Below are 26,280 nucleotides of genomic sequence, written 5' to 3'. Positions count from 1 at the left end.
CGACGCAACCGGCCCACCATTTTCCTCCCCCACGGAGGAGCGCAGCGGCCCCTGGTCAGCTTCGTTGGATCTTCGGCGATTACTACCGGAACCCCCTGATCGCCGAACTGCCGGGCAATGTCATCGCGGCGCTCGTCAGGGTGCTGCCGGCCCCGGGCGGCGCCGGGGAAGCCGGCTCGGGTGCCATCACCCTCGACGGTGATGTGACCACACTCGGCGAACTCGCCGCGCTGCTGGACGACTTCGAGCCCACATTCCCGATCGTCACCCCCTGATCGGGCGGTACTCGGCTACCGGCGATCCTCGCGGACCGTCCCCGCGAGGATGGCGGTCAGGCCGTCGGTGAATCTGCGGTCGCGTTCGCCGGTCATGATGGAGATGGCGCCGGCCGGGTTCGGGCGGGGAGCGTCGGCAGTGAGGGCCGAGACCAGTGGCTGCCATTCGCCGGAGCGCTCGAGTTCCAGGTAGGCCTGCTCTTCGATGACGAAACCGGTTGTGTAGGAACGCAGGACGGACTGCAGGTCGCCCGGTTCGAAGGGCGGTACGACGATGCCGTGCAGCAGTGTCATGAGGGTGCCCGACAGTTTCACCGTGGCCGCGAAGGGGGAGTAGGAGCCCGCGACGATGCGGCCGCCGTCGCGGAATCGGAGCATCGCCGCGCGCATGCGCTCGCAGCAGGCGATGACCTGGGCGAGTGTCGGGGCGCCGAGGTCGATATCGGTGAGGTCGATGGTGGCGTAGACGGCATCGGACATGGCGCGCTGGAGATCTCGGCGATCCTTCAGATGCTTGTAGAGCGCGCCGGGAGTCACCTCGGCGGCCGCCGCCAGTCGCCGCATGGTGAGCGCGTCCAATCCGTTCGCCGACACGTACTCGTGGGCGATTTCCACCAGCCGATCCCGGCTCAATCCACGTTTGACCATCGGTCCAGAGCCTAGCGCCGGCCCTGGCGGCCGGGTTTGCGTGGTTGACGACGCGGATCAGCTCCTTTAGCCTTCGTCTGGTGAACAATGTTTACCAGACCGGCGTGGTCATCGCCGGAGCCGGACCGACCGGGCTGATGCTCGCCTGCGAATTGCGGCTCGCGGGAATCGAAGTGGTCCTTCTCGACGCCCTCACCGCGCGCACCGGACAGTCGCGAGCGGGCGGTATCAATGCCCGGACCATGGAGATCCTCGATCAGCGCGGGCTGATGGAGCGAGTGCTGCCGCACGGGTATGTGTTCCGGGGCCGTGGTCCGGGGCATTTCGCCGGGCTGCCCATCGAGTTCGGAGATCTGGCCACCCGGTATCCGACCGGACTGGTCATCACCCAGGCCGACATCGAGACCCAACTCGACCGGTACGCAACCGAATTGGGTGCACCCGTACAGTGGGACTCACCGGTTGCAGACCTCGAGCAGGACTCCGATGGTGTCGAGATCCGGGTCGGTGGTGCGCACGGCCGCCGCATCCGGGCCGCATACCTCGTCGGCTGCGACGGAGGCCGCAGTACGGTCCGCAAACTGGCCGGGATCGAGTTCGCCGGGACCGACGCGACCATGGTCGGCACGATCGCCGATGCCGAACTGGCGGACCCGCCGCCCGGCTGGATCCTGACCGAGCGTCGCGGACCGGGTGATTTCTCGGTACTTCCGTTGCAGCCCGGCTGGTTCCGGCTCATGGTCAACCGGCACGACCGCGTCATCGACCACGCGACCCAACCCTCCTTCGAGGACTTCCGGGCATCCTTCCGCGAGGTGGCCGGCACCGACTACGGGATGCACAGCCCCCGCTGGGTCTCACAGTTCGGCGACGCGGCCCGCCTGGCCGAACGCTACCGTTCCGATCGCGTACTGCTGGCGGGCGACGCCGCCCACATCCACTTCCCCGCCGGCGGCCAGGGATTGAACACCGGCGTGCAGGATGCCGCCAATCTGGGCTGGAAGCTCGCCGCCGTTCTGCACGGCCGCGCGCCCGAAACCTTGCTCGACACCTACGAATCCGAACGCCGCCCGGTCGCCGCGCGCGTCCTGCAGAACACCCGCGCCCAGACCGCGCTCATGCGCCCCGGCCCCCACACCGAGGCCCTGCGCGACACGCTCGCCGGACTCTTCGACATAGACGAGGTCCGAAACCGCCTCGGCGGCATGCTCTTCGCCCTGGACGTCCGCTACGACGTCGGCGACGGCCACCCGCTGTCCGGCTATCGCGTCCCCGACGTCGACCTCACGCTGCCCGCCGGCGGCACGCGCGTCCACGAACTGCTCCGCGGCGGCCGCCCGGTCCTGCTGTCCCTGAACGGAACCTGCCCGCGGATCGGCGACTGGCTGGGCCGCATCGACGTCGTCGAGGCGCGGTGCGACGCGAGCCGATGGTCCGTACCCGGCCTCGGCGACATTCCCGCGCCGTCAGCAGTCCTGGTCCGGCCGGACGGCCATGTGGCATGGGCCGCGGACGAACCCTGCGACACAGGTCTTCTCGAAGCGCTCGGCGCCTGGGTCGGTCCGAGTGCTGCTGCGCACCGGGCCTGACAGTAGCGGCGCGAGTTCACGGGATTGTCCATAGCCGGCCCGGAAAAGACCTCGGCGGCGTCCCCGGATCGACGGGACTCGGTGGGCCGAGCCGGAATCCGGGGACGCCGCCGTAAGGGTCAGTGCGGCTGCACCGTCAGGTCGTAGACCGCCATGTAACCGAAATGCTGGGTGGCCGTGTAGTGGGCGGTTACCCAGTCGAGGATCTCCTTGTTGCCCGTCGGACGCCAGATACCTTGCTTCGCACCCGATTGCGCGGGCACGGCGGTGTCACCGGGCTTCGGATCCACCCGCCAGGAGTCGGGCAGCGGGACCTCGGGAGACAGGTAGTAGGTGATCTCATGGTTACGGACCATGTCCTCGAACTGCGGCAGCGTCGGCACCGGGTCGGCGGAGGTGAAGCCGCCGATGGCGAGGACCGATGTGCGGCTGGCCAATTCGAGCCCGGACGCGGGCGACGAACGGTCGATGGCGGCCGACCACCTGGTATTGGTCTGCTGCAGCAGCGCGACCAGCTGCGGATCGGCCTGACCGCCGAACAGCGTCTCGAGCTGCTTGCGGAACTGATCGGCCGGTCCGGTCTTCTTGGGCTGGGCCGGACCCACGGTCGGGCCGCCGCCGGTGTGCGACTGCGGCAGGGTCGCGGCCGCATACGCCGTGGAGCCGGTCAGGCCCGCGATCACACCGGCCACGAGCAGCAGCGTGGTCACGCGGCCGCGCAGCCGGTCCCAGCGAGCAGCGGGCGGCAGCGCCAGCACGAGCAATCCCAGCGCCGTGATCACCGTGACCGCCAGCACCGTCCAGCGCAGCCACGGCTGCCAGTCGGAATTGCGTTGCAGCAGCACGAAACCCCAGATCCCCGCCGAGAGGATCAGCGCGGCGCCACCCACGCGGCCGAACACCTCGGCCCGTCGCCGCCACACCTCGTACGCGCCGATGGCGAAGCAGCCCGCGATCGCCGGAGCGACGGCGAGGGTGTAGTAGGCGTGCATGCCCGATTTCATCGCCGAGAACAGCACCCCGTCGATGACCAGCCACAGACCGAACACCAGCGCCGCGCCGCGGATCAGATCGGTGCGCGGCCGGCGTCCCCGGGACACCAGCACCAGCACGAAGGCGAGCAGCGCCGCCGGCAGCAGCCACGAGATCTCGAAACCGATCTCGCCGGTGAACATCCGGTCGGGACCGTTGCCGAACCCGCCGCCGAATCCGCCGCCCTCGAGCGCCTTCGGAATCTGGTAGCCCTCGGGCAGTTCGAAGGGGTTCTTGGCGTTGCCGCCCATGTGGTTCTTGCCCAGGTAGCGGGCGAAACCGTTGTAGCCCAGCACCAGATCCATGAACGTGTTGTCCTTGGATCCCGCCAGGTACGGGCGCGAATCGGCGGGCCAGAGGATGGTGAGCAGCACGTACCAGCCGGAGGAGACGATCAGCGCGCCCAGCGCGGCCAGCGAGTGCAGCAGCCGGTTGCGCAGTGTGGTCGGGGCGACGATCACATAGGCCAGCCCGAGCGCGGGCAGCACCATGAGGCCCTCGAGCATCTTGGCCAGGAACGCGAATCCCAGTGCGACACCGGCCAGCACGATCCACTTCAGGCTCGCCCGCGGCAGTGCGCGCACAGTGCAGTAGGCCGCGGCGGTCATGAGCAGCACCATGGCGGCGTCCGGATTGTTGAACCGGAACATCAACGCCACCACGGGCGTCACCGCGAGCACCAGACCCGCCAGCAGCCCTGCGCCGCGACTGAGGGTGACCCGGGTGACCGCGCCATACATGAGCGCGACCGCGCCCACCGCCATGATCGCCTGCGGTGCCAGCATGCTCGCGCTGCTGAACCCGAACAGCTGCCCGGACAGGCCCATGACCCACTGCGAGACCGGCGGCTTGTCGACCGTGATGAAGTTGCCCGGATCCAGCGACCCGAACAGCAGCGCCTTCCAGTTCTGCGATCCGGACCAGGCGGCCGCCGCGTAGAAGCCGTTGCCCATCTGGTTGACCGTGATGTTCCACAGGTATGCGACGGCGGTGCCGATGAGTAGCAGCGCCAGCGCCGGCCGCTCCCAGCGGCGGGCGGGGGAGAGGCCTTCCGATGATGTCTCGGTTGGCGGGGCGGTCGGTTCGGACGGGGCCAGCTCGGCAGTGGTCACGCTCACCGCGGGAGTGTGTCGCACCAGCCGGTGAAGACCCTGACTCCTTGCTGGGAGCTTCCTGTGAACCGGCATCTCCCTATGCTGGTCGGATGAGCCCAGGTATGACAGCGCTGGTGCGGATCGACCCGGACCTCGACGCGGTGACCACCCTCGGACCCGAAGCCGACCCCGCCGACGCTGGACTCGCGCCCGGCGATATCGAGGCGATCTGGCGGTCCGTGCAGGACTGGTACCGCATGGGGACCACACCCGCCATCCAGGTGTGCCTGCGCCGCCACGGCCGCATCGTGCTGAACCGGGCCATCGGCCACGGCTGGGGCAATGCGCCCAAGGATTCCCCCGATGCCGACAAGCGCCCGGTGACCCCCCACTCGCCGTTCTGCGGATTCTCCACGGCCAAGGGCGTATCCGCCGCGCTGATGTTCATGCTCATCGAACAGGGCGCCTTCGCGCTGACCGACCCTGTGTGCGACTACATCCCCGAATTCGCCGGCCATGGCAAGGACCGCATCACCATCGGCGACGTCCTCTCCCATTCCGCGGGCGTCCCGTTCATCACCCCGCCCCACCGCGGCTCCGACCTGGTCCTCAACGAGGAGCTCGCCGTCCAGGGCCTGGCCGACCTGGTTCCGAGCTGGCCGCCCAACCGGTTCCGCGTGTATCACGCACTGACGGGCGGACTGATCCAGCGCCTCCTGGTTCAGCGCGCCACCGGCAAGGCCATGCGCGACCATCTGCGAGAACAGGTCCTCGAACCACTCGGCTTCCGCTGGACCAATTTCGGCGTCCGCCCCGAGGACGTCGACCAGGTGGTACCCAGCGTCAAGGTCGGCCCCGGACCCTCCAAACTCTGGCGCCACCTGGCAGGCCGAGCCCTCGGCGGGGGCCTTTCCGGCCCGACCGATCCGGCCGCCGCCCGCGCCTTCCTCACCGCCGAACTCCCGTCCGGCAACCTGGTGACCACCGCGGCCGAACTCTCCCGCTTCTATGAAATCCTCACTCGCGGAGGGGAACTCGACGGCGTTCGCATCATGCGCCCCGAAACCCTCGCCGCCGCAATCCGTCCCGCCCCCTGGCTGCCCGGTATGGCGGGTCGCGTCTCCGTGGCGGGCTACGAACTGGGCGCCCGCCGCTCGAAGTTCGGCCGCGACACCCGATCCCACTTCGGCCGCAGCGGTCTCACCACCCAATACGGCTGGTCCGATCGGGCCCGCGACCTGTCCGGCGCAATCCTCACCAGCGGCAAGGCCCGGGCCGACGTCGACCGCCCCTGGCGGCTGGTCGCCCAGATATCCGCGACCATCAATCCCCTCACCGCTCGCGGATGACGGTTCAGCCACCGTGACAAGACCGGACTTCGCAAGACGATCGCCGGTGTTGCGTGCTATCGCCCGCAGGGCTCCAGCATGGGGACCAGGAATTGGCGGGCGATCGCGGCGAGTTGTTCGTCGTCGTCGAGGTCGACGACCTGGCTCGGAATGGCCAGGAACGAGGCACAGATTCGGACCATCAACTCGGCGACCAGCTCGACCTGTAGGTCCGGGGGTATGGTGCCGGCCCGTTGTTCCTGGCGGAGTTGACGGGCGACGAATTCTCGGACCATGGCGACGGCCCGTCCGCCGTCGCCCACGAGAGAGCTGACGAAGTGGTCGGGTTCCGCGGTGATCAGCGCACCGATGAGCGGGTTGCCGCGCAGTGCGCGCAGGGAGCTCACGAATCCGAGGACGACACGGTCGCCGACATTCGTCGCCGCCGCGATATCGACGAGGAACGTGTCGAAGTACCGGCGGAATTCACGCAGGATGACGCGTTCGACCAATTCTTCTTTGGTGGCGAAGCGGCGGTAGACGGTGATCCGTGATATCCCCGCGGTGCGTGCGACGTCCTCCATGGTGGAGCGCTGGATACCCCACCGCCGGAATTGTTCCTCGGCCGCATCGAGGATGCGGGTGCGCATCGGGTCGGTATCGTCGACCTGTTCGACGGCCTGCAGGTAGGCGCGTTCGAGCAAGGACTTCCCGGCGGGGAGCTCATTCGCGGGCGGCGCAGATTCCACGGTGTCCTCCTGAAACATCTTGTCCTGCGTCAGTTCTCGGGCTGCGCCGCGATCGCGCTGCGCTTGATGTTCGCTGCACACACTCCACATCGTTGTTGATACGCGGGAACGTTAGCTGTTTCATTGGATCCAGTGGGGTATCACGCGCCGGGCCGAGCGTCGTCCGTACCTGTGCGTCCCTGGACGGGAACGGCGAATCAGCGGTTGGTCAGCGGGATTTCGATGCTCAGGGGCATCCGCAGTTCGGCCACGTACCACAGGGCGAACTGGCGCAGGAACTCGTCGAACATCCAGTAGGGGTCGTCCACCACCGGCGCCACCGACAACACGCCTTCCCGAACGGCGACGAACGGGCCCCACGCCACCTCGAGCAGCGGGCTCCAGACCGGTTCTCGAGGAATGGTGAGCCAGTCGGCGACCTTGTCGCCCATGATGAATCGGGTGAACGCGCCCAGAATGCCGCGGCTGAGCAGCGTCAGGTCGAGATCGGCGCCGAGGTTGAGCAGCTGGTTGGCCAGGTCGTTGCCCTCCGCGGTCGGTGCCAGGATCGGGTCGAGCTGCTGGCTCGCCTGCGCGTCGGCCTGCTCCCAGGTCGCAGGGATGTACTCGTCGCGAATGCCGAGCAGATGGGCGGCCAGCTGCCAACTGTGCAGGTAGCCATCGGATTCGGCGGTCGGGATGGGTACTTTCCACGCGGTGAGGGTCCGCATGATGGTGGTGGCCAGGCTGTGCCAGGTGACCATCATGTCGTCCTGGCTGATCGGCGTGACGCCTGCGGGCCAGTGCGGCGACTGCGGCAGCAGATGCCGCACGGACGCGTGGATGATCCTGGTTTTCACACAGGTCACGATCATCTCGCCGCCGTCCCCGTAGGCATTGACCGTGCCGATGTCGTATCCGAATTTCGCGGTCTTGGCGATGCGTTCCTTCAGATGCGACCCGCCGCGTGAGTAGTACACCGCGAGGGCCTCGTGCGGGATGACCGTGGACATCATGCCGCTGGCGAAGGCATACAGCACGCCGAGATACAGACCGCGCTTCTTGTTGAACTCGAAGGAACTGGCCAGCTTGCCCTGGTCGGTCCACGAGGGCAGCTGACGAGCGGATTCGATGAAGTCGGCCAAGCCTTTCGGCAGGCCGGCGGGCAAGGGCTGGTCGTTGTAGACCCAGGTCGCCAGCAGCCTGTTGACCTCGGGCACATCGGCATGGTCGATCACATCGGCCAGTACGGCGTCGGCGTCGGGGTCGTACATCGTCAACGGGTCGGCGCCGCCACCGGCGCCGACCACCGAATCGGCGGGCGACCACCTCCATGGCTCCGCTCTCGCGGTGCGCGCGGTCAGTGCCAGCGCACCGACGACGCCCAACAAACCGCCACCTGTCCTCAATGCGTCGCGCCTGCTGAGACGGTGTGCATCCATGCCGATTTCCTGTTCATGAGTCTGATACACAGACACATAACGTGTATCTGTGTATCTTGATGAGAGCACACCGTGACGGCTGTCACAACCAGTTGGCACGAATTTCCAGATGAAGGACCGGTCGATGAATCCGTACGTCGTAATCCAGAACCTCCTCAACCACCTGGACCTGGGGTCGGCCGGAAGCAGCAGCCCCGTCGCGCTGGCACAGCTCTCGGCAATCGCCAATCACGTTCGGACACAACCGCTCTGAGTCGGCCTGTTCCGGTGGGATTCAGCGGTCGGCGGGGTTTCGGTCGAAGATCCGGCGGAAGACGTCGTCGGCGTGGCTGGTGGGTTCTGGGGGTGCTGGCGTGAAGGAGAACGTGCGAGTGCCGTCCGGGCGGTGGCCGGCGCGGAGGAAGAGGTCGGTCGGGAGGGCGGATTGGCAACGGCGGTGGGCGAATTCGTAGAGGTGGGTAACGAGGACGATCGAGACGCCGGATGCGAGGAGTGCGTCCACGAGTGGGGCGGCGATGTGGGTGGCGTCGTATTCGCCGGTGGAGGAGAACGACTCGTTGCACAGCAGGAGGGAGTTCGTGGTGATGCGGTCGACGATGCGGCTCATGCGGGCCAGCTCGTCGACCAGCTTGCCGCAGGACAGGGTGCGGTCCTCGTCGGTGACGAAGTGGGTGAAGACGCCGTCGCGCACGTCGGCTTCGAATGTATCGGCGACAACGTACATTCCGGCCTGCATCATCAGCTGGGCGGTACCGATGCTGCGCAGCAGGGTGGATTTACCGCCGCTGTTGGCGCCGGTGATGACGATCAGGGAACGGCCCGTGGCGTCGATGTCGTTACCGACCACCGCGTGGCCGGAGGTCAGGCACAGTGTGACGTCCCGCAATCCGGTGCAACGCAGTCGCGGCGGACCGGCGGGGTGCGGGGTCGGCAGGCACACCGGTAGCCCGGCATTGCGGAAGCCATCGTGTAGCGCGAGACAGCCGATATAGAAGGCGAGTTCGGCGCGCAGTCGCCGGAAGAAGTCCTGCACGTGGACGACCGCGTCGTTGACGACATCGGCGATCACGGACACCGCCCGGTCGCGCAACTGCATGACCGGATCGAATTCGGGGTCGGGTTCGTCGATGACGCGGAATGCGTGGCGGCTCGGGCGATCGAATCCGAAGCGGCGACGGCGGATCGGCTCGTGGAGCATGATGCCCGCGATTCGGCTGCCCGCGCCGAGCCCCGCGCTGATGTGCAGACCGCGGTCGAAATCCAGTGCGCCCAGCTGTGCTTCGACGCTGTCGAGATACCGGTCGTCGAGCTCGGCGGCGATGACGGCCATCAGATCGGTGAATCCGGGCGCTCGGAACTGATGGCCCTCCCGATCGCAGAGGGCGCGCAATCGCCGGAGGAACGTGATCAGCTCGGTCAGGGGTTCCAGCGCGAGCAGCAGTTTCCCACTGGCTCGATGCAATGGGCCGGCCTTGCGGCGCCTGACTTCGGTTGCCTGGGCCGCGATCCGGTAGAGCTCGCGCACCAGGATCGGATGCGCCTGGCAGTCGGCGAGCACGGCGTGCCGGTGGCGGATCACCTCCGGATCGGTCACCGGTGCCGTCAATCCCGCTCGTACGGCATCACGGATGACAGGATCGTCGGAGGCTGCAGCACAACACAGCGATTCGAGACCGAGATCATCGAAGGTGTTGTCCCCGTTGCCCGCTGGGCGAGGCTCATAGTGGGCAGGATGGAGAAGGTTCACCCGCATGCGGCGATCCTGGCGGTCACGAGGTCGTAGGTCAGCCCGAAGCGCTCGGCGAGCACCACGGCGTGGGCATGGCCGTCGGCCGGTCTACGCTCGATGCGGAACGTGCGCCGGGACGGATCGCCGGGGTCGGTGGCGGCAACCATGCTGACCGTGGCCGGCCCGGACCGGGCCAGTTCGTCGAAGAAGGTGACCCACACGGCGATCGCGCCGCGCTCGACGATCCGTTCGAGCACATCGCCGCCGATCCGGACGGCATCGGCGGTGCTGGTCGCGCTGAAACTCTCGTTGAGGATGATCACGCTGTCCGCGGTCGCCTCTTCGAGCGTGTCACGGATGCGCAGCAGCTCCTCGGCGAGGCGCCCATCGGGATCGGTTGCCCGCTCGGCACGTTCGAAATGCGTGAACAGCCGGTCCGTCAACGGCAGGCACGCACTGCGGGCCGGGACCGGGCAGCCGAGCGCGGCGAAATAGATCAGCTGGCCGACCGTGCGCGCGAAGGTCGTCTTGCCGCCCTGGTTGGGACCGGTCACCACCAGCACTCGTTCGGGACCCGACAGCCGCAGATCGTTGCACACCACCTCGGTGTCGACGCGCCCCCGACGGGTGACCAGTGCGAGGTCGAACGCGCCCTCGGCATGCATCGGTGCACCCCGGGTTGCCAACTGTGGCAGGCACATCGCCCGGGCCGTTCCACTGACCCGGCGAACGAACGCGAGATACGTCAGGTAGAACTGGATTTCCCGATCGAACGCCATCACCGCGGCATCGGCGAACTGTCCGTGGTCGCGGGCGAATTCGGCGAGCTGCTCGAAGACGCGAGGGTGCAGGGCGGCGACACGATCGAGGATCTGCTCTTCCATGTGGTTGATGTCGTCCCATTCCGAGCGCGGCCGCCCCGGCCGCGGCGCACCGACACCGAAGCGCGAGAACAGCTTCGCGATCGCCGCACTGAAATCCGCCTCGGCACCGACGGGCCCCACCTCGAGGGTGCGGTCGACGATGCGCAGGCTGTAGCGCACCGAGCTCACCGCGCGCTGCACCTGGTGTACGGCCGTGGCCAGACGACCGAAATCGGGCCCGGCGACGTAGTCGGTGAGGAACCCCCGCCATCGCGTCAGCGCACGAGAGGCCAGGGGCAGCCCGGCCAGCGCCTCAGCGAACCGGGCTGTTGCCTCGATGTATTCGGCAGCAGCACCGAGCTGCCACGACTGTCTCTGCTGCGGATGATGCAGGCGTTCCTGCCAATCGAGACGTTCCAGGGTGCCGCGCATCCCGGCCGCGAACGCGTCGAACACTTCCCGCACCGAGTCATCGGCGAGATCGGCGAAGATCTCCTGTCGGTACCGCACCGTCTCCGGGCCCCGGACCGGCTCGGAAAACCAGGCCCGCAGCCGGTATTCATCGGCCCCGACGATGGCGGCGATGATCCGATCGAGGTGGAGATCGGTCACCGCGCCCGAATCCACCATCAAGCGGTCACTCGACGCCGCTGAGTCCGGCCACAGCATGCTGACGCCCGGCATACTCCCCACCTCTTTCCGATACGCCAGCCCTCGGCACAGCAGCAGAAGAGCCTCGGACGGACCTATTGCACGGTAGAGAAATACCTTACCGGCCGTCAAGCTATCTGCAGGGTCCGGTTACCCTGCCGCATGTCGATGACGGTGACATTCCAGGTCCTGGTGGGTGTCATGGACTTTCGGGCTGAATGGCCCCGCGACACACGTCCGTGGCGGTGACAACGCCCTATCGCGGCCCGGTGGGCCTGCCCTGAGTGCGCCAGGCTCTCGGGCTGCAGCCGTGGCGTTTCGTGAACCAGCGGGAGAAGTTGCTGGGGGAGGAGAACGCCAGCATCTCGGCTATCTCGGTCAGGGAGTGGCGGCGATTCGCGACCAGGTGCTGGGCCAGTTCGGCGCGGGTGGAATCCAGTAGGGCAGTGAAGGTTTCGCCCTCCGCGGCGAGATGCCGGTGGATGGTGCGGCGGTCGACGCCGAGGCTGCGAGCGATCTGTTCGACCGAACAGCGGCCGGTGGGCAGCAGAAGTTCGATCAGTTCCCGGACACGGTCGACGGTGGTGGCGGTGCGGGTGATGTCGGCGGAGTCGAGGAACTGCTTGGCGTAGGTGCGCAGCAGCGGGTCCGACATGGCGTTGCGCGCATCGAGATCGGTTGTGTAGATGATGATTCCGTTGAAGTCCTGCGCGAAGGTGATATTCGGCCCGAGCACGCGGTGATGGGCGCTGCGGTCGGTGGGCGCGGCGTGGGTGAATCGGGTCTCCACCGGCTGCCAGCCGCTGCCGAGGAATCCGCGCAGCAGGCCGTGCAGCACTCCGACAGCGAGTTCTATGGACTGGCGGGTTTCGCAGGGCTGCCCGAGATCGAGCCCGAGCCGGATAGTGGCGAGCCCGTTGCGTTCTGTGAGGCGAGTGTGCAGCGCCTCGTTGTACATGTGCGCGTGCCGTGACATGACCCGCAGCGCGCTGCGCACATCCGGTTCCTCGCGGATGACCAGGCTCAATGGGCCGAGGTTCGCGAAGCGCCGCCGCTCGGCCAGGCGCAGCCCGAAGTCCTCGCAGTGCGCGGCGGCGGCGGAGCGTTCGAGCAGATCGGCGATGACGGCGGCCGGTACCCAGCGGTCCTGCAGGGTCAGACTCGCCGGGTCGAGTCCGGATTCGCGCACCAGGCGGACCGGATCGAGGCCGACGGATCGGCCCAGCTCCACGTAGTTGCTCAATGCGGCATAGCGGGCGAGCGGTTTCACCGGGCATCCTCCCGTGTCCCGAAGTGAATGGATTCCTGCCCCGAGAGGATAAGCAAACGAATGTGATCCGGCTTACTCTGGGTTCATCACAACGAGTTGACCAGCGGAAAAGCAGGCTATCGCGGTCGGTGAGCGCACCCGGCCCGGATTCTGCGGCAGGTCCCTCGTTCTCGATAGCCCGGGCCTCCGAGCGCCCCCGCAGCCGCGGACACGCGTCGGTTGGCCGCCGGGTACCCCTGTCGGACCCATAACGCCGACCGTCGCCCCGGCACGGTCGCGTCGAAAAGGAGATGCACTGTGGCACAGGCTGTTCGCTTCTATGAAACCGGCGGACCCGAGGTATTGCGGTGGGAGACTGCCGAAGTCGGCGAGCCCGGACCGGGCGAGGTTCGGATTCGGCACGAAGCGGTCGGCTTGAACTTCGCCGACACCTACTTCCGCACCGGCCTCTACCCGTCGGCGCTGCCGGCCGGCATGGGCGTGGAGGCGGCGGGCGTGATCGAGGCGGTCGGCGCGGGCCTGACCGACTTCCGGCCGGGCGACCGCGTGACCTACACCGGCAGTCCGCTGGGCGCCTACAGCACCGAACGCGTGATGCCCGCCGAGCACCTGATCCGGTTGCCGGAGGAGATCCCGTTCGAGACCGCCGCCTCCATGACCATGCGCGGCCTGACCACCGCATACCTACTGCGGCGTATCCACCCGCTGCGAGCCGGGGACACCGTGCTGCTGCACGCGGCCGCCGGCGGCGTCGGCTCGCTGTTCACCCAGTGGGCGAAACTGTTGGGCGTCACCGTGATCGGGACGGTATCCAGCGAGGCGAAGGCCGAGATCGCCCGCGCGAACGGTTGCGATCACGTCGTGATCTACACCCGCGAGGACGTCGCCGAACGGGTCCGGGAGATCACCGACGGCAAGGGTGTACCCGTGGTCTACGACAGCATCGGAAAGACCACCTATCAGTCGTCGCTGGATTCCTTGGCGCGGCGCGGACTGCTCGTCTGCTTCGGCACCGCGTCCGGCCCGGTGCCCCCGATCGACGCCATGCAGTTGGTGGTGAAGGGTTCGCTGTTCGTGACCCGCCCCGCGCTCGCCGACTACATCGCCGACCCCGCCGAACGAGCCGAACTCGCGGGCGAGCTCTTCTCCCACGTCGCCGCGGGCCGCATCCGCGTCGACATCAATCAGCGCTATGTACTGCCCGACGCGGAGCAGGCGCACCGTGACCTGGAGTCCGGTCGCAGCGTCGGCACCTCGGTCTTCGTGCTCTGAAATGTCCGGCCGCCCGACGCGGCGGCTCACACCCCTTGGAGGACTGTCATGACAACCGTTAGCCCACTGGAGGATTCGACACTGCGCTGGTCCATCGGCGTGACACCGCTGGCCTGCACCATCGGCGCCGAGCTGTCCGGCGTCGACCTGGCCGCGGCGGCGCACGACGACGACCTCTTCGCCGAATTGCGCGCTCTCCTGCTCGAATACAAGGTGCTGTTCGTCCGCGATCAGGACATCAGCCGCGCCGACCACGTCGCGCTCGCCCGTCGCTTCGGCGAGCTGGAGGACCATCCGGTCGCCGGCAGCGACCCGGACCACCCGGGCCTGGTGCGCATCTACAAGGATCTGGACAGCGCGCCGGAGCACTACGAGAACGCCTACCACTGCGACGCCACCTGGCGACAGCATCCGCCGATGGGCTCGGTGCTGCGCTGTGTCGAAACACCGCCCGTCGGCGGCGACACCATCTGGGTGAACATGGCCGAGGCATACCGGAGACTGCCCGAGCACGTGAAGGACCGGATCCAGGGCCTGCGCGCCCGGCACAGCATCGAGGCCAGCTTCGGCGCCGCCATGCCGGCGGAGCGGCGTCACGAACTGGCGCAACGCTTTCCGGACGCCGAGCACCCCGTGGTGCGCACGCACCCGGAGACCGGCGAGCAGATCCTGTTCGTCAACTCCTTCACCACGCATCTGGTCAATTACCACACCCCCGAGAACGTGCGCTTCGGCTTCGACTACGCGCCCGGCGCGGCGGAGCTGCTGCACTACCTGATGCGGCAGGCCTCGGTCCCCGAGTTCCAGGTGCGCTGGCGGTGGACACCCAACAGCTTCGCCATCTGGGACAACCGCTGCACCCAGCATTACGCGGTCCAGGACTACTGGCCCGCGGTCCGAAAGATGGAGCGCGCCGGGATCATCGGCGACCTCCCGTACTGACATCCCTTCCAGCCCACTCACATTGGAGTAAACCCATGCATTTTCACGACGATGCGCTGTTCCCGGAGGTCCAGGAGAAGCTGGTCATCACCGTCGCTCCCTACGGCCCCGAGTGGGAACCCGACGATTTCAGCGAGGACCTGCCGCTGACCATGGACCAGCACGTCCAGCAGGCGGTCGACTGCTACGAAGCGGGCGCCACGGTCCTGCACATCCACGTGCGGGAACTCGACGGCAAGGGCTCCAAGCGGCTCTCGAAATTCAACGAGCTGCTGGGCCGGCTGCGGGAGGCGGTGCCGGACATGATCCTGCAGGTCGGCGGATCCATCTCCTTCGCGCCGGAAGGTGATGGCGCGGACGCGAAATGGCTCTCCGATGACGCGCGCCACATGCTCGCGGCGCTGGATCCCAAGCCGGATCAGGTCACCATCGCCATCAACACCAACCAGATGAACATCGTCGAGCTGATGACCGACGACGACATCGCCGGCACCTCGTTCACCCGACCGGAGGTGTACGAGGCCTACCGCGAGATGCACGTCCCGGCGGGACCGGGCTGGGTGGAGGAACACCTGAAGCGATTGCAGGCGGCCGGAATCCAACCGCACTTCCAGCTCGCGAACATCGCACAGCTCGAGACGGTGGAACGGCTGATCCGCCGTGGCGTCTACACCGGCCCGCTCATGGTGACCTGGGTCGGCATCGGCGGCGGCTTCGACGGACCCAACCCCTACAACATGATGGAGTTCATCCGCCGGGTCCCCGACGGCGCGGTACTGACCCTCGAGACGCTCATGCGCAGCGTGCTGCCGGTCAACACCATGGCCATCGCGATGGGTCTGCACGCGCGCTGCGGCAACGAGGACACCCTCTGGGGTCGCAAAGGCCAGAAGATGACCTCGGTGCAGCAGGTCGAGCAGCTGGTGCGTATCGCCGGTGAGCTGGGCCGCGAGGTCGCCACCGGCAAGGAGGCACGCGAGATCTACCGGCTCGGCGAGCGCTACTCCAATGCGGACGAGACCCTCGCCAAGCTCGGGTTCGCACCCAACCGCAAGCCGGGCCAGGTCGGCTTCACCCATCACGCCTGAGCCGCCCCCGCCGGGCAGCATCTCGGGTCGCTGCTCAGGCAGAGCCCTACTTCCGGGGCACGCGGCCGACGGTCGTGTGCCCCGGTTTCCTCTCTAGCTCCGGTGTGCGCCACCGTCTCGCACCGGATATGTAGGAGCACCAATGGAGTTGCACACTACCGCCGCCGGGACGGACGGCCGGCCGGCCGCCGCCCCGGCCACGGCGGTCGCACGGACCCGCCGGGCGTATCCGTGGCTCATCTTCGCGCTGGCCTTCGGTCTGCTGCTGGCCGACTACATGTCACGCCAAGTCCTCAGCGCGGTCTTTCCGTTCCTGAAAACCGCATGGGGACTGTCGGATTCGCGGTTGGCCTCGCTCAGCAGCGTCGTCGCCCTGATGGTCGGTTTGCTGACCTTGCCGCTCTCGCTGCTGGCCGACCGCTGGGGGCGGGTGCGCAGCCTGGTCTTGATGGCGGTGCTGTGGAGCGCGGCCACCCTGCTGTGCGCGGTGGCCGCCGACTACCCGCAGATGCTCGGCGCACGTTTCCTCGTCGGCGTCGGTGAAGCGGCCTACGGCAGCGTCGGAATCGCCGTGGTACTCAGCGTGTTCGCGCCCCGCAGACATTCCGCGCTGAGCGGGGCGTTCATGGCGGGCGGATCGTTCGGCTCGGTGCTGGGCGTGGCGTTCGGCGGGGTGATCGCCGTGCACTTCGGATGGCGCTGGTCCTTCGCCCTCATGGCGGTATTCGGGCTGGTCCTGGCGGCGCTGTTCCGGACGGCCGTCAGCGAGGAGACGCTCGCCCGGTACGCCGCCGACACGGCGCCGCGACCGGAAAGTGGAGCAGGCCTGCGGGTTCCGGTCTTGACACTGTTCACCAACCCTGCTGTCCTGTGCGCGTACGCGGGCAGTGCTCTGCAGATCTTCACCGCCGCGGTGCTGCTGTCGTGGATGCCGAGCTTCTTCGGCCGCTACTACGACCTGGCTCCGGACCGGGCCGGCGTGGTCGCCTCGGTGTTCGTGCTGCTCGTCGGCGCCGGAATGGTGGGCTGCGGGATGATCACCGACCGAATCGGCCGCAGCGACATGTCCCGGAAATGGACCACGGCCATCGTGTTCTGCGCGATCGCCCTGGCCTGCCTCGCAATCGGTTTCGCCGCCGGCCACGGCCCGCTGCAGCTGCTGCTGATCGGAGTCGGAGCGTTCTTCTCGGGCGGATCGTCGGGACCGGCCGCGGCCATGGTCGCCAACCTCACCCACCCCTCCGTCCGGGCTTCGGCCTTCGGCACCCTCACCCTCGCCAACAGTCTGCTCGGCCTGGCGTTGGGCCCGTTCGTCGTCGGCGTCCTCGCCGATCACCTTGGATTGGCGAACGCACTGCGGCTCGCGCCGCTGACCTATCTGCTCGCCATCGCCGCACTCGCGCTGGGCAAGCGGGCCTATCCCGCCGGGCTGCGCAGGCTTGCCGCGATCGACTCCGGCTCATTGCATTGACCTTCGAAAGGACTTGCCGCACCTCATGAATGAGAACATCACACCGACCGTTGTGATCGTGCCCGGGCTGCGCGACCACGTCCCCGACCACTGGCAGACCCGGCTCGCCGGCCAGCTGGACCGGGTTCGCACCGTGCCGCCGCTGGAGCGGGACAAGCTTTCCTGCACGGCCCGCGTCGCCGCCCTCGACTCGGTACTCGCCGAGATCGACGGACCCGTCGTGCTCGTCGCCCACAGCGCCGGCGTCATGATCACCGTGCGCTGGGCGCAGCAGTCCACGCGGTCCGTGCGCGGTGCGCTGTTGGCCACCCCTCCGGATTTCGAGGCTCCGCTGCCGGACGGGTACCCCTCGCGCGAGGATTTGGAAGGCAACGGATGGACGCCGATTCCGTGGCGGCGCTTGCCGTTTCCCAGCATCGTCGCCGCTTCCACCACCGATCCGCTGGCCACCTACCGGCGTGTCGCCGGTATGGCGGAGGCGTGGGGGAGTCGCCTGATCGATCTCGGCGATGTCGGCCACCTCAATCCCGCCTCGGGATACGGGGAATGGCCGCGTGCCGCCGAACTGCTGCGAGAACTCGTCGAGGAGACGACGCCGTCCATCGTCGGATCGGAGGCGACCCGATGACGAAGGTCGCCGCGTCGGCCCCGGCCGCCGTCGCCGACATCACCTCGGGCTCCTCGCTCGCGGTGGGCGGATTCGGGCTGTGCGGTATCCCCGACGTGCTCATCGATGCGCTCGCCGCGCGGGCGGTCACCGATCTCGAGGTGATCTCCAACAACTGCGGCACCGATGCCCACGGCCTCGGAATTCTGCTGGCAGACAAGCGTATCCGCCGCATCACCGCCTCCTATGTGGGCGAGAACAGCGAGTTCGCTCGCCAGTATCTGGCCGGCGAACTGGAGGTCGAGCTGACTCCGCAAGGCACCCTCGCGGAGAAGCTGCGGGCCGGCGGCGCGGGCATTCCGGCGTTCTACACACCGGCGGGGGTCGGCAGCCCGGTCGCCGATGGCGGGCTGCCGTGGCGGTATGCCGCGGACGGATCGGTCGCGGTGGCCTCGCCCGCGAAGGAAGTACGCACCTTCGGCGACGCCTGGGGTGAGCGGCGCTACGTGCTCGAAGAATCTCTCACGGCCGACTTCGCGCTGGTGCACGCCCGCATCGGCGACACCGAGGGAAACCTCGTGTTCGAGAAGTCGGCCCGCAACTTCAACCCGCTGGCCGCCATGGCCGGACGCTTCTGCATCGCGCAGGTCGAGTATCTGGTTCCCGCGGGCGATCTCGATCCGGCGCGCATCCACCTGCCCGGCGTCTTCGTCGACCGCGTGGTCCACACCGGACCGCAGCGCAAACACATCGAGAAACGAACCGTCACCCAGGAGCAGTCGACATGACCACGGCCACCACGAATCTCGGCTGGTCCCGCACCGACATGGCCGCCCGCGCCGCGCGCGAACTCCGCCCGGGCGAGTACGTCAATCTCGGCATCGGACTGCCGACCCTGATCCCGAACCACCTGCCCCCCGATGTCCGCGTCACTCTGCACTCCGAGAACGGAATCCTCGGCACCGGACCCTATCCGGTCGAAGCGGATGTCGATGCCGATCTGATCAACGCGGGCAAGGAGACCGTCACGACGCTGGCGGGAGCGTCGTTCTTCGACTCGGCCACCAGCTTCGGCATGATCCGCGGCGGGCACATCGACACCGCCGTGCTCGGCGGGATGCAGGTCTCGGCCACAGGCGATCTGGCGAACTGGATGGTCCCCGGCCACATGGTCAAAGGTATGGGCGGGGCCATGGATCTGGTGCACGGCGCCCGGCGTGTTCTGGTGCTCATGGAACACACCGACAAGACCGGAGCATCGAAGATCGTGTCCCGCTGCACGCTTCCGCTGACCGGCGAACGCGTCGTGCACCGCATCATCACCAACCTCGCCGTCATCGACGTCACCCGGGCCGGGCTGATGCTGCGCGAATGCGCCCCGGGCGTCACTGCGGCGCAGGTGCGGGCCGCCACCGCCGCACCGCTGGCGGTCGCGTCCTGACCGGCCGACTCCCGGTCGCATCGAAACACGGGGGCGCTATGCCCCCGCTCACCACGGGCGACGACCACAGGGCCGCGCCCGATTCCATCAACGATGATGAGGTACCCATGAACATGAGGAAATCCGCGGTGGTCGCAGCGCTCGCCGCGACGGCAGTGGTCATTCCCGCCGCAACGGCCTACGCGGAACCGACCGCAGGCGACGAATCCGCGCCCGTAGCATACGAAGTCACCCGGCAGGGCGACTCCGCCGTTATTACCGTCAGTGACGGCACGCTGCGCCGGCTCGACGAGCAACTGGTGCTCTTCGACCGCCACGACCGACCCGTCGCCGCACTCCCGTTGACCTACCGCATCGACGACACCGCCTACCCTGTCACCGCCCGACTCGACGGCTCGACCGCGACCCTCACACCGTCGAAGGCCAACCCGCAGCCGATCACCCGCGTCGACGCCCGCGAACTCGTGACCGTCGACCAGGCGGCAACCCAAGTGGCCGAATCCTTTACGCCACGTGACGCACAAGCCCTCGGGGCATTCGCGCAACGCGTCGCTGTCGGTGCGGCCGTCAGCGCGGTGCTCGGTGCCGTCCTCGGCGCCGGTGTCGGCTGTCTGGTCGGCGGTGCCGCCGGCGCAGTCATCTCCAGCCCGGTCATCGCCCTACTGGTGCCATTCGTCGGCGCCACCATCGCCGGATGTGTGCTCGGCATGGCAACCCTCGGCGCGGTCGGTTCCATGGCCGGCGTCGTGCTCGCCGGTGGGCCCATCACCCTCTTCTCCGCCATCCAGTACTTCTCCACCATCCTCACCCCCTGCGCACCCGAACTCCCGTACTGCAAGGATCCGGCGCAGCCTGCGTCACCGGCGAAGTAGTCGATTGCTCATCCGTTCGCGCCGGAACTGCGGGCATCCAGTTCGGCGCGGGCGGTCGCAAACCACGCCTGAGTGCCGACCAGACCGGCTTCGATGTCCTTCCGGGCTCCCTTGAAGCCGTACAGATCTCCGGCGAAGCGGGTCAGCACCGACCCCTCGTGCTCGTCGAGTTCCTCCAGCAGGTCGCCTTCCTGTAGCAGGTAGGCGACACCGGCGACCTCGCCGCTGGTCCACACGGACCGGTAGTCGTCCCACCCGTTCTGCCTGACCGCAAGTGCTCGTTCGACGAGGTCTGCTCGCAGTGCATCTCGCTCGGCGTCGGTCGGCTGCCGAGTCTTCAGGTGGTCCCAGTTGATCCGTTCTGCGTCGGACACGTCGGATCCCGTCCTTCCGGGTCGATTACGGGGCGGTCGGTACTGCGCAAATGTATTCCGCAGCAGTGATCTTGTCGCTGCTCGGGTCACGAGTCGCCGCATCTCGGGAAAATGGTACGGGCGTACATGCGGGCCTAGTTTCCAAGTGGTTCCGTTGTAATTACGTAGCGTGTGCTCCAACCAAACGTAAACGAAACAGAATCAAGCATTTTCAAGGGAGTGGCGATTCTGACCGCCGATAACGTTCACTTATCGGTGGTCAGAACACCTTGGTTCGATTTGGGGCACTTCAGATTTCGTTTCGTGTTGTTCCGTTGGATTTGACGAAACCAACGCTACGATTTGCGTTGTGTCGAGCATCTGCAACTATCCCGGCTGCACCAAACCGATTACGCGTGGCGGAGGGCCGGGGCGTCCGTCGGAATACTGTGATCACCCGGAGCACACCCGCTGGCGGGCCTGGCGAGAGCGGCAGCGGCAGCAACAGGCCGAGGGGGAGGCCTTCGAGGCGAATGTCACTGTGACGCAACGTGGGCCGGTGACTGTGGCCCGGCTGCGGGCCGATGAGCTGCTCGGACAGTTCCGTGCGATCGCCGAACAGCTTGGGGCGACGCTCAATACAGCCGTGGCGGAGTTGTCCACGCTGGCCGATCCCGCCGTCGCGGAAGCCCAGGTCCAGGCCGTGCAGGCCGATGCGGCACGGCGGATCGCGGAGGCGGAGATGGCGACCGTGGCGGCCGAGCAGGCGCGGCGGGAGGCCGAAGAGGCCCGGGCGGCAGCCGAATCGGCGGCCGAGGACGCTGCGCTGGCCGCGGAGGAGGCCGAGGGCCGGATCGCGGAGGCGCTCACGGCGCGAGACGACGCGCTGAAGGAAGTCGAGCGGGTCACGAAGCAGGCGGCCGACGATGTGTTCGCCGCGCGGGCGGAGGCCGAGGCCGAGATCCGCACCATCCGACGAGAATCCGCCGAGGACACCGAGCGGGCGCGGCAGCAGGCCGACGAGGACATCAAGCTCGCCCGCTCGAAGGCGGCCGCGGAGGTCGAGCAGGTGCGCCGGGACGCCGGTCAGCGGATCACTGCCGCGAGTGCGGAACGCGATCTCGCCGTGCAGCGTGCCGCCGATGCCGAGCGCACCATCGAACGGGCCGAAGCCGCTGTGGCCGAACGCAATCAGGTGGTCGCCGACACCCGCGACGAACTGAAGGGGGCCCGTGCCGAGCTCGATCGGTTGCGGACGGAACTCACCGAGGTGCGCCGGCAGGCGGCCGCCGACCTGGCCGCGGTGCGCACGGAATCGGCGGCCACCGTGGACAAGACGCGGCAGGAGGCCGCCGAACGGCTTGCCGCCCTGGATGATGCCCGCGCCCAGACCCTGGCCCGCGCCGAACGCGCCGAAAGACAGCTGGATGCCCTGCTCGCGCAACGTGATCCGGCCTCGGCGGCGAAGTCCTGAGCGCAGCGTCGGCACTCAATCGAAAAATCGGGGTGCCGGTAAGGATCGGGTCACCAGCCGCGGTGCGACCACAGGATGCTCGCCACAGCCGTCAGGAAGCGCCTGCGCGTGCGGCGGTCGTGGCCAGGGTGGTGTAGTCCATCGTGAAGGATCCACCCAGGGAGTCGATGGCGCTGCCGACCGCGTCCAGTATCTGGGCCAGCTGATCAGGACGGAGTGCGGTAAGGCCACCTGTGGTGGGGAGAAACTCCAGCCATTGGTCGCGCGTATAGGACTGCTGCCAGTCGAATCGCCACTGTTCGGGCTCGCCGAATTGTTCGGTCTCGCGGATCTGGTCGGCGATTTTCGCGTATCCCGCTTGGTAGAGCTCGAGGGGACGCCGAGCCGGTTGGCCACTGAGCGGGGAGTCCGGCGCCACCCGCCGGTAGGCGGCGGCGAACGGTTCTGCCACCTCGGCGGGTGGCTCGTACACGTGACCGAAGATCGCCAGCCGTCCCCCTGGACGCAGCACGCCGGCCGCCTTCGTGGCGCCGGCAACCGGGTCCACCCAATGCCACGACTGACCGGCGATGACCGCATCGAACATCCGGTTACCCGGCTGCCATGCCTCGAAGGTTGCCACCTCGACTCGCAGGCCGCGGGCTCGCGCGAAGTCGGCCATCCGCACATCGGGTTCGACGCCGAGCACCGTGCACCCTGCGGCCTGGAACTGGCGGGCCGCGATGCCGGTACCGCAGCCCACGTCGAGGACGTCCGCCACGGGGGTCTCGGCGAGGATCCGCGTCAGCAAGGCGTCGGGGTAGCCGGGTCGGGCCTGGTCGTAGCGCTGTGCGTCCACGCCGAACGACACGGCCATCCGCTGGAACCGCCCCGGCTGCACTGGGGAGGGTTCTGGTTGCTCTCGCGATATTATGGGCATGCGCCCACTTTAGTGGGCACGTGCCCACTGCGCAATAATGCCGTTGGATCGACGCACGAAAGGATCTGGGAGTGCCGACTGGGGTGCATCTTCGCGACGCGCGGCAGCAACTGTTCGATGCTGCCGACCGTGTGCTGCTACGTGACGGGCCGAACGGGCTGACCAGCCGGGCTGTCACCGACGAGGCGGGCTGCGCCAAAGGCGTTCTGCACCGGCACTTCACCGACTTCGACACCTTCCTCACCGACCTTGTGCTCGACCGGGCCGCGCAGCTCGAAGCGCAGGCGAGTGCGCTGCGCGCCTCCGCCGGCGCCGGAACGGTGGCCGCCAATCTGACCAACGCTCTGATCATTCTGTTCGGACCGGTGCCGGTGGCGATCATCCCGCTCATCACCTTCCGTGACGAGCTGCGCGCACGACTTCGGCAAGCCAGGCCCGGCGGCGGGATGGCGATCCTCGCCGAGGCGACGACCGCGATCTCGGCTTATCTGACCGACGAGCGTGCACTGGGCCGCATCGCAGCCGACGCAGACATCGATTCACTCACCCTCTCCCTGGTCGGTGGCGGGCACCTGTTGTTCGCAGACCGCGACCCCGGTCCACCGACTACATCAGCGGTCGAAAAGTTCGTGGCAGCGGTCATCTCCGACGCCGTGCAACGACGACCCGCCTGAGCCCTACCAGCGTCGAGAAGAGCTGCCAATGAGCTCTCCGACCGCACCACCGGTTGAACCGGCCACCTATCCCGCGATGCGTCGGCACCTCCTCATCGGCGGGGCGGTAGCGCAGGTTCGCGCCTACATACTCCGAGATCTGCTCGACGCGTCGAGCACCGGGCGGTGCATGGTGTCCTTGCTGTGAACCCCAGCCGAGTCGCACCGCGCTTGCCGCCGGTCTACTCGGGCCCATCCTCGACAAGCGTCCAATGGTCGATCAGCTCGTCCTGGTCCGGCTCACGCGCCACGGACGCGCAAGCTACACCGAGACATCCACTGCCACAGGCGGTTTGGGGTTCGGTAGTTATCGCGCGAAATACAACGACAATGGCTTGACCAGCAGTGTTGACGGGTTGCCGGTTCCGGATGCGGGCAGGCGCGGCTGGCGGATCAGCTGAAAGTTGATGTGTCGCTGCTCCGTCCGTATGGCTAGCGGGCGCAGACCCGCACCGAGCATCTGCGACTGGTGGCGCAGTACTTGGGCCGGCGGTCGGCGGCGTCGATGGAGTTGAAGGAGCTGGATGCGTTTTTGTTGGCGCGACCGCGATCAGCCACCGTCGACGTCCGGCGCCTCGTCAACGGGATCGGACACCGGCGCTGCGGATCCCGCCGTTCGAGGGCGGTCTCCGACGTGATGACCACACCTGCGGTGTCGCGACGACGGATACCGCCTGTTCCGGTGAGGTGTTCCGAAACCTGTTCCAGAGAACCCCGTCATGCGGAACCGTGCCGATCTCGCATCTGATGCGAATGATGGGGGCGGCGAGGTCGGCCATTGCCCCTATCTGGCGCATTCGGGTCGAGCCCGTAAGGTTTTGCTAGACAATGGATTACCGCACATCTGTCCGATTTCGGCGAAAATTTACACCATCGCCGCTGATCAAGCCATTGTCGTTGTCTTTCGCGCCATTTCTACCGGACCCCTACTGCGACCTCGCGGACCGGCTGGGTGTGGGGGTGGGTTGTCCCGACCCCGTCGCCGCGAATCACCGGGTCGAAACCGGGCAAAACCGGAAGAGAACGAACTGTGGATCCGTTGCCGAAGTACCGTCGCCGGAGGCTTACTGGATATGTAGCGGTTGCCGCAGCAAAATCGGCATCCGTTGCAAGGTAACCCTTTTCATTCTATTCGGCTTGGAGTCCTACCATGGCACCTGTTCTCACCTCCCTGACACCCTCTTCCGGCCCTGCGACGACTTTCGCCTCTGTGGTGATCGCCGGCTCCGGGTTCAGTAATGTCGGTCCTTTGACCGTGCGGTTCGGCACCACGGCAACCACATTCACCATCGACTCAGACACCCAGATCACGGCCATCTCCCCGACGGGGACAGGCACGGTGAACGTCACCGTCAGGGCGGAGCTGGACGGCACCAGCAACGCACTGCCCTACACCTATGTCTGACGACGGGTGTGGCTGGGCCGTCGGTGGGCATTGCCTGCCGACGGCCCACTCGTGTTTCGGTCGCAGGTATGGCGGCCGCCTGTCGATGTTCGAAGTCGACTGCACGGCGTCCTCTCTGCACATGAGCGCAGGTGCAAGGCCATATCCGTTGGTTCTTCGGCGATTACTACAACTGCCGCCAATTGCAGCGGATGCGAACTCGCGACTGTCTCTCCGCCAGCCGTGCTTCGGGGGGCTAAGGTGCTCGAGGCCAACGGAACCCGGCGACACAGCGGGCGTTCAGAGAGTACGCCGACCAGATACTTCGATGGACGGATTCAGCCCAGCTACCTGCGGTTTCACCGACAGTCGCATCTGGCGCGAGATTCTCGCATCGGATGCGACTCACCAGGATCTGGCCGAGGGACGGTGCTGACCTGGGACGAAAGGTCAGCTGACCTCAATCGAACCCCCTGAAACCCTGGCCATGGCGCCACAACCGGAGACAGTCGAATACGCGACTTCACCAGTCTGGGACCCTTCTCTGCCAAGGCCTCAGAATCCTGAAACTGTCCTCAGTCGCAAAGAGACCGTCGCCTGAACATAGTGGACCGCAACACTTTTCGCGGGTCGCCGACACCAATGTCCTGCACACGCGAAGGTATCCACCACAACCGGCGACTTGCCGGCGAGACGGGCACCGGTCACGGTGTGGGCGTGTAGGTGGGCGCGTCAGGCCGCCGTCAGGTCGCTGTCAGCCGGACCGGCGACAGTAGTCACATCAACACGGGCAACACAGCCCGGCGGGCCACGAAAAGTCCACGCGGACAATTTAACCCGCTCGTCCACCGAGCCGCTTCGCGACCACATCACGAGGAGTCCACGACCATGAGCACCATCACCCTCACCGACCAGGACAAGATCACCCTGCGCACCGCCGCCTACGGCGCCGTCGCTCTGGTCGCCGCGGCAGGAGCCACCGGCGGCTCGCCGCATAAGAACTCCTAACAAAGTGAGAGGTTGACAAGTCGACGCCAGCAGATGATGCCGCAGGCCAGGCTGAGGAATGCTTCGTGGATGTCGTCGCGGATTTCC

The 26,280-nt window shown here is 67.3% G+C and carries 24 protein-coding genes and 1 pseudogene; 16 read left to right on the top strand and 9 right to left on the bottom strand.

Features of this window, described 5'->3' with window-relative positions; translation table 11 throughout:
- The coding region (locus ACIRRA_RS42210; protein ID WP_402780456.1) for an alkyl sulfatase C-terminal domain-containing protein at positions 1 to 275 on the top strand (275 nt) is incomplete at its 5' end.
- Positions 276 to 290: 15 nt separating this feature from the next.
- Here ACIRRA_RS42210 and ACIRRA_RS42205 read toward each other — a convergent pair.
- Positions 291 to 923 (bottom strand): TetR/AcrR family transcriptional regulator, encoded by a 633-nt coding sequence (locus tag ACIRRA_RS42205; RefSeq protein WP_402780452.1) that lies wholly within the window; start codon positions 921 to 923, stop codon positions 291 to 293.
- Between the two features lie 80 nt (positions 924 to 1,003).
- Here ACIRRA_RS42205 and ACIRRA_RS42200 point away from each other — a divergent pair, with 80 nt between their 5' ends.
- A complete protein-coding gene (locus ACIRRA_RS42200; protein WP_402780449.1) occupies positions 1,004 to 2,512 on the top strand; it encodes an FAD-dependent monooxygenase in 1,509 nt (502 codons plus the stop codon).
- 119 nt (positions 2,513 to 2,631) lie between these two features.
- Here ACIRRA_RS42200 and ACIRRA_RS42195 read toward each other — a convergent pair whose 3' ends face one another.
- The gene (locus tag ACIRRA_RS42195; RefSeq protein WP_402780446.1) at positions 2,632 to 4,662 is read right to left on the bottom strand and encodes an ArnT family glycosyltransferase; all 2,031 of its coding nucleotides are present in this window, start codon (positions 4,660 to 4,662) and stop codon (positions 2,632 to 2,634) included.
- Positions 4,663 to 4,748: 86 nt separating this feature from the next.
- On the opposite strand from ACIRRA_RS42195, the gene ACIRRA_RS42190 reads away from it, so the two are divergent.
- Positions 4,749 to 5,987, top strand: coding sequence for a serine hydrolase (locus tag ACIRRA_RS42190; RefSeq protein ID WP_402780443.1), 1,239 nt, complete (start codon positions 4,749 to 4,751; stop codon positions 5,985 to 5,987).
- 56 nt (positions 5,988 to 6,043) lie between these two features.
- On the opposite strand, the gene ACIRRA_RS42185 is transcribed toward ACIRRA_RS42190, so the two are convergent.
- Positions 6,044 to 6,715, bottom strand: coding sequence for a TetR/AcrR family transcriptional regulator (locus ACIRRA_RS42185; RefSeq protein ID WP_402780440.1), 672 nt, complete (start codon positions 6,713 to 6,715; stop codon positions 6,044 to 6,046).
- 197 nt (positions 6,716 to 6,912) lie between these two features.
- The gene (locus ACIRRA_RS42180; protein WP_402780437.1) at positions 6,913 to 8,136 is read right to left on the bottom strand and encodes an oxygenase MpaB family protein; all 1,224 of its coding nucleotides are present in this window, start codon (positions 8,134 to 8,136) and stop codon (positions 6,913 to 6,915) included.
- Positions 8,137 to 8,260: 124 nt separating this feature from the next.
- Here ACIRRA_RS42180 and ACIRRA_RS42175 point away from each other — a divergent pair, with 124 nt between their 5' ends.
- Positions 8,261 to 8,389: a hypothetical protein gene (locus tag ACIRRA_RS42175; RefSeq protein WP_402780434.1), complete on the top strand. Its 129-nt coding sequence runs from the start codon at positions 8,261 to 8,263 to the stop codon at positions 8,387 to 8,389.
- 21 nt (positions 8,390 to 8,410) lie between these two features.
- Here the strand turns inward: ACIRRA_RS42175 and ACIRRA_RS42170 are convergent, their stop codons facing one another.
- The 3 genes from ACIRRA_RS42170 to ACIRRA_RS42160 all read right to left on the bottom strand — a co-directional run bounded on the left by ACIRRA_RS42170 (position 8,411) and on the right by ACIRRA_RS42160 (position 12,649).
- Positions 8,411 to 9,742 carry a DNA mismatch repair protein gene (locus tag ACIRRA_RS42170; RefSeq protein ID WP_402780432.1) on the bottom strand — a complete coding sequence of 444 codons (1,332 nt, stop codon included), beginning with the start codon at positions 9,740 to 9,742 and terminating at the stop codon, positions 8,411 to 8,413.
- Positions 9,743 to 9,879: 137 nt separating this feature from the next.
- Positions 9,880 to 11,412: a DNA mismatch repair protein MutS gene (locus ACIRRA_RS42165; RefSeq protein ID WP_402780430.1), complete on the bottom strand. Its 1,533-nt coding sequence runs from the start codon at positions 11,410 to 11,412 to the stop codon at positions 9,880 to 9,882.
- Positions 11,413 to 11,635: 223 nt separating this feature from the next.
- A complete protein-coding gene (locus tag ACIRRA_RS42160) occupies positions 11,636 to 12,649 on the bottom strand; it encodes an AraC family transcriptional regulator ligand-binding domain-containing protein (RefSeq protein WP_402780428.1) in 1,014 nt (337 codons plus the stop codon).
- Positions 12,650 to 12,946: 297 nt separating this feature from the next.
- Here ACIRRA_RS42160 and ACIRRA_RS42155 point away from each other — a divergent pair, with 297 nt between their 5' ends.
- The 8 genes from ACIRRA_RS42155 to ACIRRA_RS42120 all read left to right on the top strand — a co-directional run bounded on the left by ACIRRA_RS42155 (position 12,947) and on the right by ACIRRA_RS42120 (position 20,342).
- Positions 12,947 to 13,921, top strand: coding sequence for a quinone oxidoreductase family protein (locus tag ACIRRA_RS42155; RefSeq protein WP_402780426.1), 975 nt, complete (start codon positions 12,947 to 12,949; stop codon positions 13,919 to 13,921).
- 48 nt (positions 13,922 to 13,969) lie between these two features.
- Positions 13,970 to 14,863: a TauD/TfdA dioxygenase family protein gene (locus tag ACIRRA_RS42150; RefSeq protein ID WP_402780424.1), complete on the top strand. Its 894-nt coding sequence runs from the start codon at positions 13,970 to 13,972 to the stop codon at positions 14,861 to 14,863.
- 35 nt (positions 14,864 to 14,898) lie between these two features.
- Positions 14,899 to 15,951 carry a 3-keto-5-aminohexanoate cleavage protein gene (locus ACIRRA_RS42145; RefSeq protein ID WP_402780422.1) on the top strand — a complete coding sequence of 351 codons (1,053 nt, stop codon included), beginning with the start codon at positions 14,899 to 14,901 and terminating at the stop codon, positions 15,949 to 15,951.
- Positions 15,952 to 16,093: 142 nt separating this feature from the next.
- Complete coding sequence (locus tag ACIRRA_RS42140) at positions 16,094 to 17,422, top strand: MFS transporter (protein ID WP_402780420.1); 1,329 nt, start codon at positions 16,094 to 16,096, stop codon at positions 17,420 to 17,422.
- Positions 17,423 to 17,447: 25 nt separating this feature from the next.
- The gene (locus tag ACIRRA_RS42135; RefSeq protein WP_402780418.1) at positions 17,448 to 18,050 is read left to right on the top strand and encodes an RBBP9/YdeN family alpha/beta hydrolase; all 603 of its coding nucleotides are present in this window, start codon (positions 17,448 to 17,450) and stop codon (positions 18,048 to 18,050) included.
- Positions 18,047 to 18,817, top strand: coding sequence for a CoA transferase subunit A (locus tag ACIRRA_RS42130; protein WP_402780416.1), 771 nt, complete (start codon positions 18,047 to 18,049; stop codon positions 18,815 to 18,817). Before ACIRRA_RS42135 ends, ACIRRA_RS42130 begins: the two co-directional genes overlap by 4 nt.
- Positions 18,814 to 19,470, top strand: a complete 657-nt coding sequence (locus tag ACIRRA_RS42125) for a 3-oxoacid CoA-transferase subunit B (RefSeq protein WP_402780414.1) — start codon at positions 18,814 to 18,816, stop codon at positions 19,468 to 19,470. The genes ACIRRA_RS42130 and ACIRRA_RS42125 overlap by 4 nt, the downstream gene beginning before the upstream one ends.
- Positions 19,471 to 19,577: 107 nt before the next feature.
- Positions 19,578 to 20,342 carry a hypothetical protein gene (locus ACIRRA_RS42120; RefSeq protein WP_402780412.1) on the top strand — a complete coding sequence of 255 codons (765 nt, stop codon included), beginning with the start codon at positions 19,578 to 19,580 and terminating at the stop codon, positions 20,340 to 20,342.
- Positions 20,343 to 20,350: 8 nt separating this feature from the next.
- Here ACIRRA_RS42120 and ACIRRA_RS42115 read toward each other — a convergent pair whose 3' ends face one another.
- Positions 20,351 to 20,716 (bottom strand): hypothetical protein, encoded by a 366-nt coding sequence (locus ACIRRA_RS42115; RefSeq protein WP_402780410.1) that lies wholly within the window; start codon positions 20,714 to 20,716, stop codon positions 20,351 to 20,353.
- Between the two features lie 349 nt (positions 20,717 to 21,065).
- Between ACIRRA_RS42115 and ACIRRA_RS42110 the strand changes: the two genes are divergently transcribed.
- Positions 21,066 to 22,169 (top strand): hypothetical protein, encoded by a 1,104-nt coding sequence (locus ACIRRA_RS42110; RefSeq protein ID WP_402780408.1) that lies wholly within the window; start codon positions 21,066 to 21,068, stop codon positions 22,167 to 22,169.
- A 91-nt stretch (positions 22,170 to 22,260) separates the two neighbouring features.
- On the opposite strand, the gene ACIRRA_RS42105 is transcribed toward ACIRRA_RS42110, so the two are convergent.
- Positions 22,261 to 23,025 carry a class I SAM-dependent methyltransferase gene (locus tag ACIRRA_RS42105; protein ID WP_402780406.1) on the bottom strand — a complete coding sequence of 255 codons (765 nt, stop codon included), beginning with the start codon at positions 23,023 to 23,025 and terminating at the stop codon, positions 22,261 to 22,263.
- A 134-nt stretch (positions 23,026 to 23,159) separates the two neighbouring features.
- Between ACIRRA_RS42105 and ACIRRA_RS42100 the strand changes: the two genes are divergently transcribed.
- The 3 genes and pseudogenes from ACIRRA_RS42100 (at position 23,160) to ACIRRA_RS42090 (ending at position 25,206) form a co-directional block, all read left to right on the top strand.
- A complete protein-coding gene (locus ACIRRA_RS42100) occupies positions 23,160 to 23,762 on the top strand; it encodes a TetR/AcrR family transcriptional regulator (protein WP_402780404.1) in 603 nt (200 codons plus the stop codon).
- A 418-nt stretch (positions 23,763 to 24,180) separates the two neighbouring features.
- Positions 24,181 to 24,345 (top strand): annotated as a pseudogene (locus ACIRRA_RS42095) (DUF4158 domain-containing protein); the annotation flags it as partial.
- A gap of 606 nt (positions 24,346 to 24,951) precedes the next feature.
- Positions 24,952 to 25,206, top strand: a complete 255-nt coding sequence (locus ACIRRA_RS42090) for an IPT/TIG domain-containing protein (protein ID WP_402780402.1) — start codon at positions 24,952 to 24,954, stop codon at positions 25,204 to 25,206.
- Positions 25,207 to 26,280 lie beyond the last annotated feature (1,074 nt).

This window comes from Nocardia sp. NPDC101769 (assembly GCF_044766925.1).
In the GTDB taxonomy this organism is placed as follows: Bacteria; Actinomycetota; Actinomycetes; order Mycobacteriales; family Mycobacteriaceae; genus Nocardia.
The sequence above is the reverse complement of the archived record's forward strand: the minus strand, read 5'-3'. Positions and strand labels throughout refer to the sequence as shown.

What these genes read in the sequence shown, in the direction of transcription:
- ACIRRA_RS42140 (WP_402780420.1), top strand. Translation starts at nt 16,094, where the DNA reads ATGGAGTTGCACACTACCGCCGCCGGGACGGACGGCCGGCCGGCCGCC.
- ACIRRA_RS42180 (WP_402780437.1), bottom strand. Translation starts at nt 8,136, where the DNA reads ATGGATGCACACCGTCTCAGCAGGCGCGACGCATTGAGGACAGGTGGC.
- ACIRRA_RS42125 (WP_402780414.1), top strand. Translation starts at nt 18,814, where the DNA reads ATGACCACGGCCACCACGAATCTCGGCTGGTCCCGCACCGACATGGCC.
- ACIRRA_RS42145 (WP_402780422.1), top strand. Translation starts at nt 14,899, where the DNA reads ATGCATTTTCACGACGATGCGCTGTTCCCGGAGGTCCAGGAGAAGCTG.
- ACIRRA_RS42105 (WP_402780406.1), bottom strand. Translation starts at nt 23,025, where the DNA reads ATGGCCGTGTCGTTCGGCGTGGACGCACAGCGCTACGACCAGGCCCGA.
- ACIRRA_RS42205 (WP_402780452.1), bottom strand. Translation starts at nt 923, where the DNA reads ATGGTCAAACGTGGATTGAGCCGGGATCGGCTGGTGGAAATCGCCCAC.
- ACIRRA_RS42090 (WP_402780402.1), top strand. Translation starts at nt 24,952, where the DNA reads ATGGCACCTGTTCTCACCTCCCTGACACCCTCTTCCGGCCCTGCGACG.
- ACIRRA_RS42190 (WP_402780443.1), top strand. Translation starts at nt 4,749, where the DNA reads ATGAGCCCAGGTATGACAGCGCTGGTGCGGATCGACCCGGACCTCGAC.
- ACIRRA_RS42150 (WP_402780424.1), top strand. Translation starts at nt 13,970, where the DNA reads ATGACAACCGTTAGCCCACTGGAGGATTCGACACTGCGCTGGTCCATC.
- ACIRRA_RS42130 (WP_402780416.1), top strand. Translation starts at nt 18,047, where the DNA reads ATGACGAAGGTCGCCGCGTCGGCCCCGGCCGCCGTCGCCGACATCACC.
- ACIRRA_RS42175 (WP_402780434.1), top strand. Translation starts at nt 8,261, where the DNA reads ATGAATCCGTACGTCGTAATCCAGAACCTCCTCAACCACCTGGACCTG.
- ACIRRA_RS42135 (WP_402780418.1), top strand. Translation starts at nt 17,448, where the DNA reads ATGAATGAGAACATCACACCGACCGTTGTGATCGTGCCCGGGCTGCGC.
- ACIRRA_RS42165 (WP_402780430.1), bottom strand. Translation starts at nt 11,412, where the DNA reads ATGCCGGGCGTCAGCATGCTGTGGCCGGACTCAGCGGCGTCGAGTGAC.
- ACIRRA_RS42120 (WP_402780412.1), top strand. Translation starts at nt 19,578, where the DNA reads ATGAACATGAGGAAATCCGCGGTGGTCGCAGCGCTCGCCGCGACGGCA.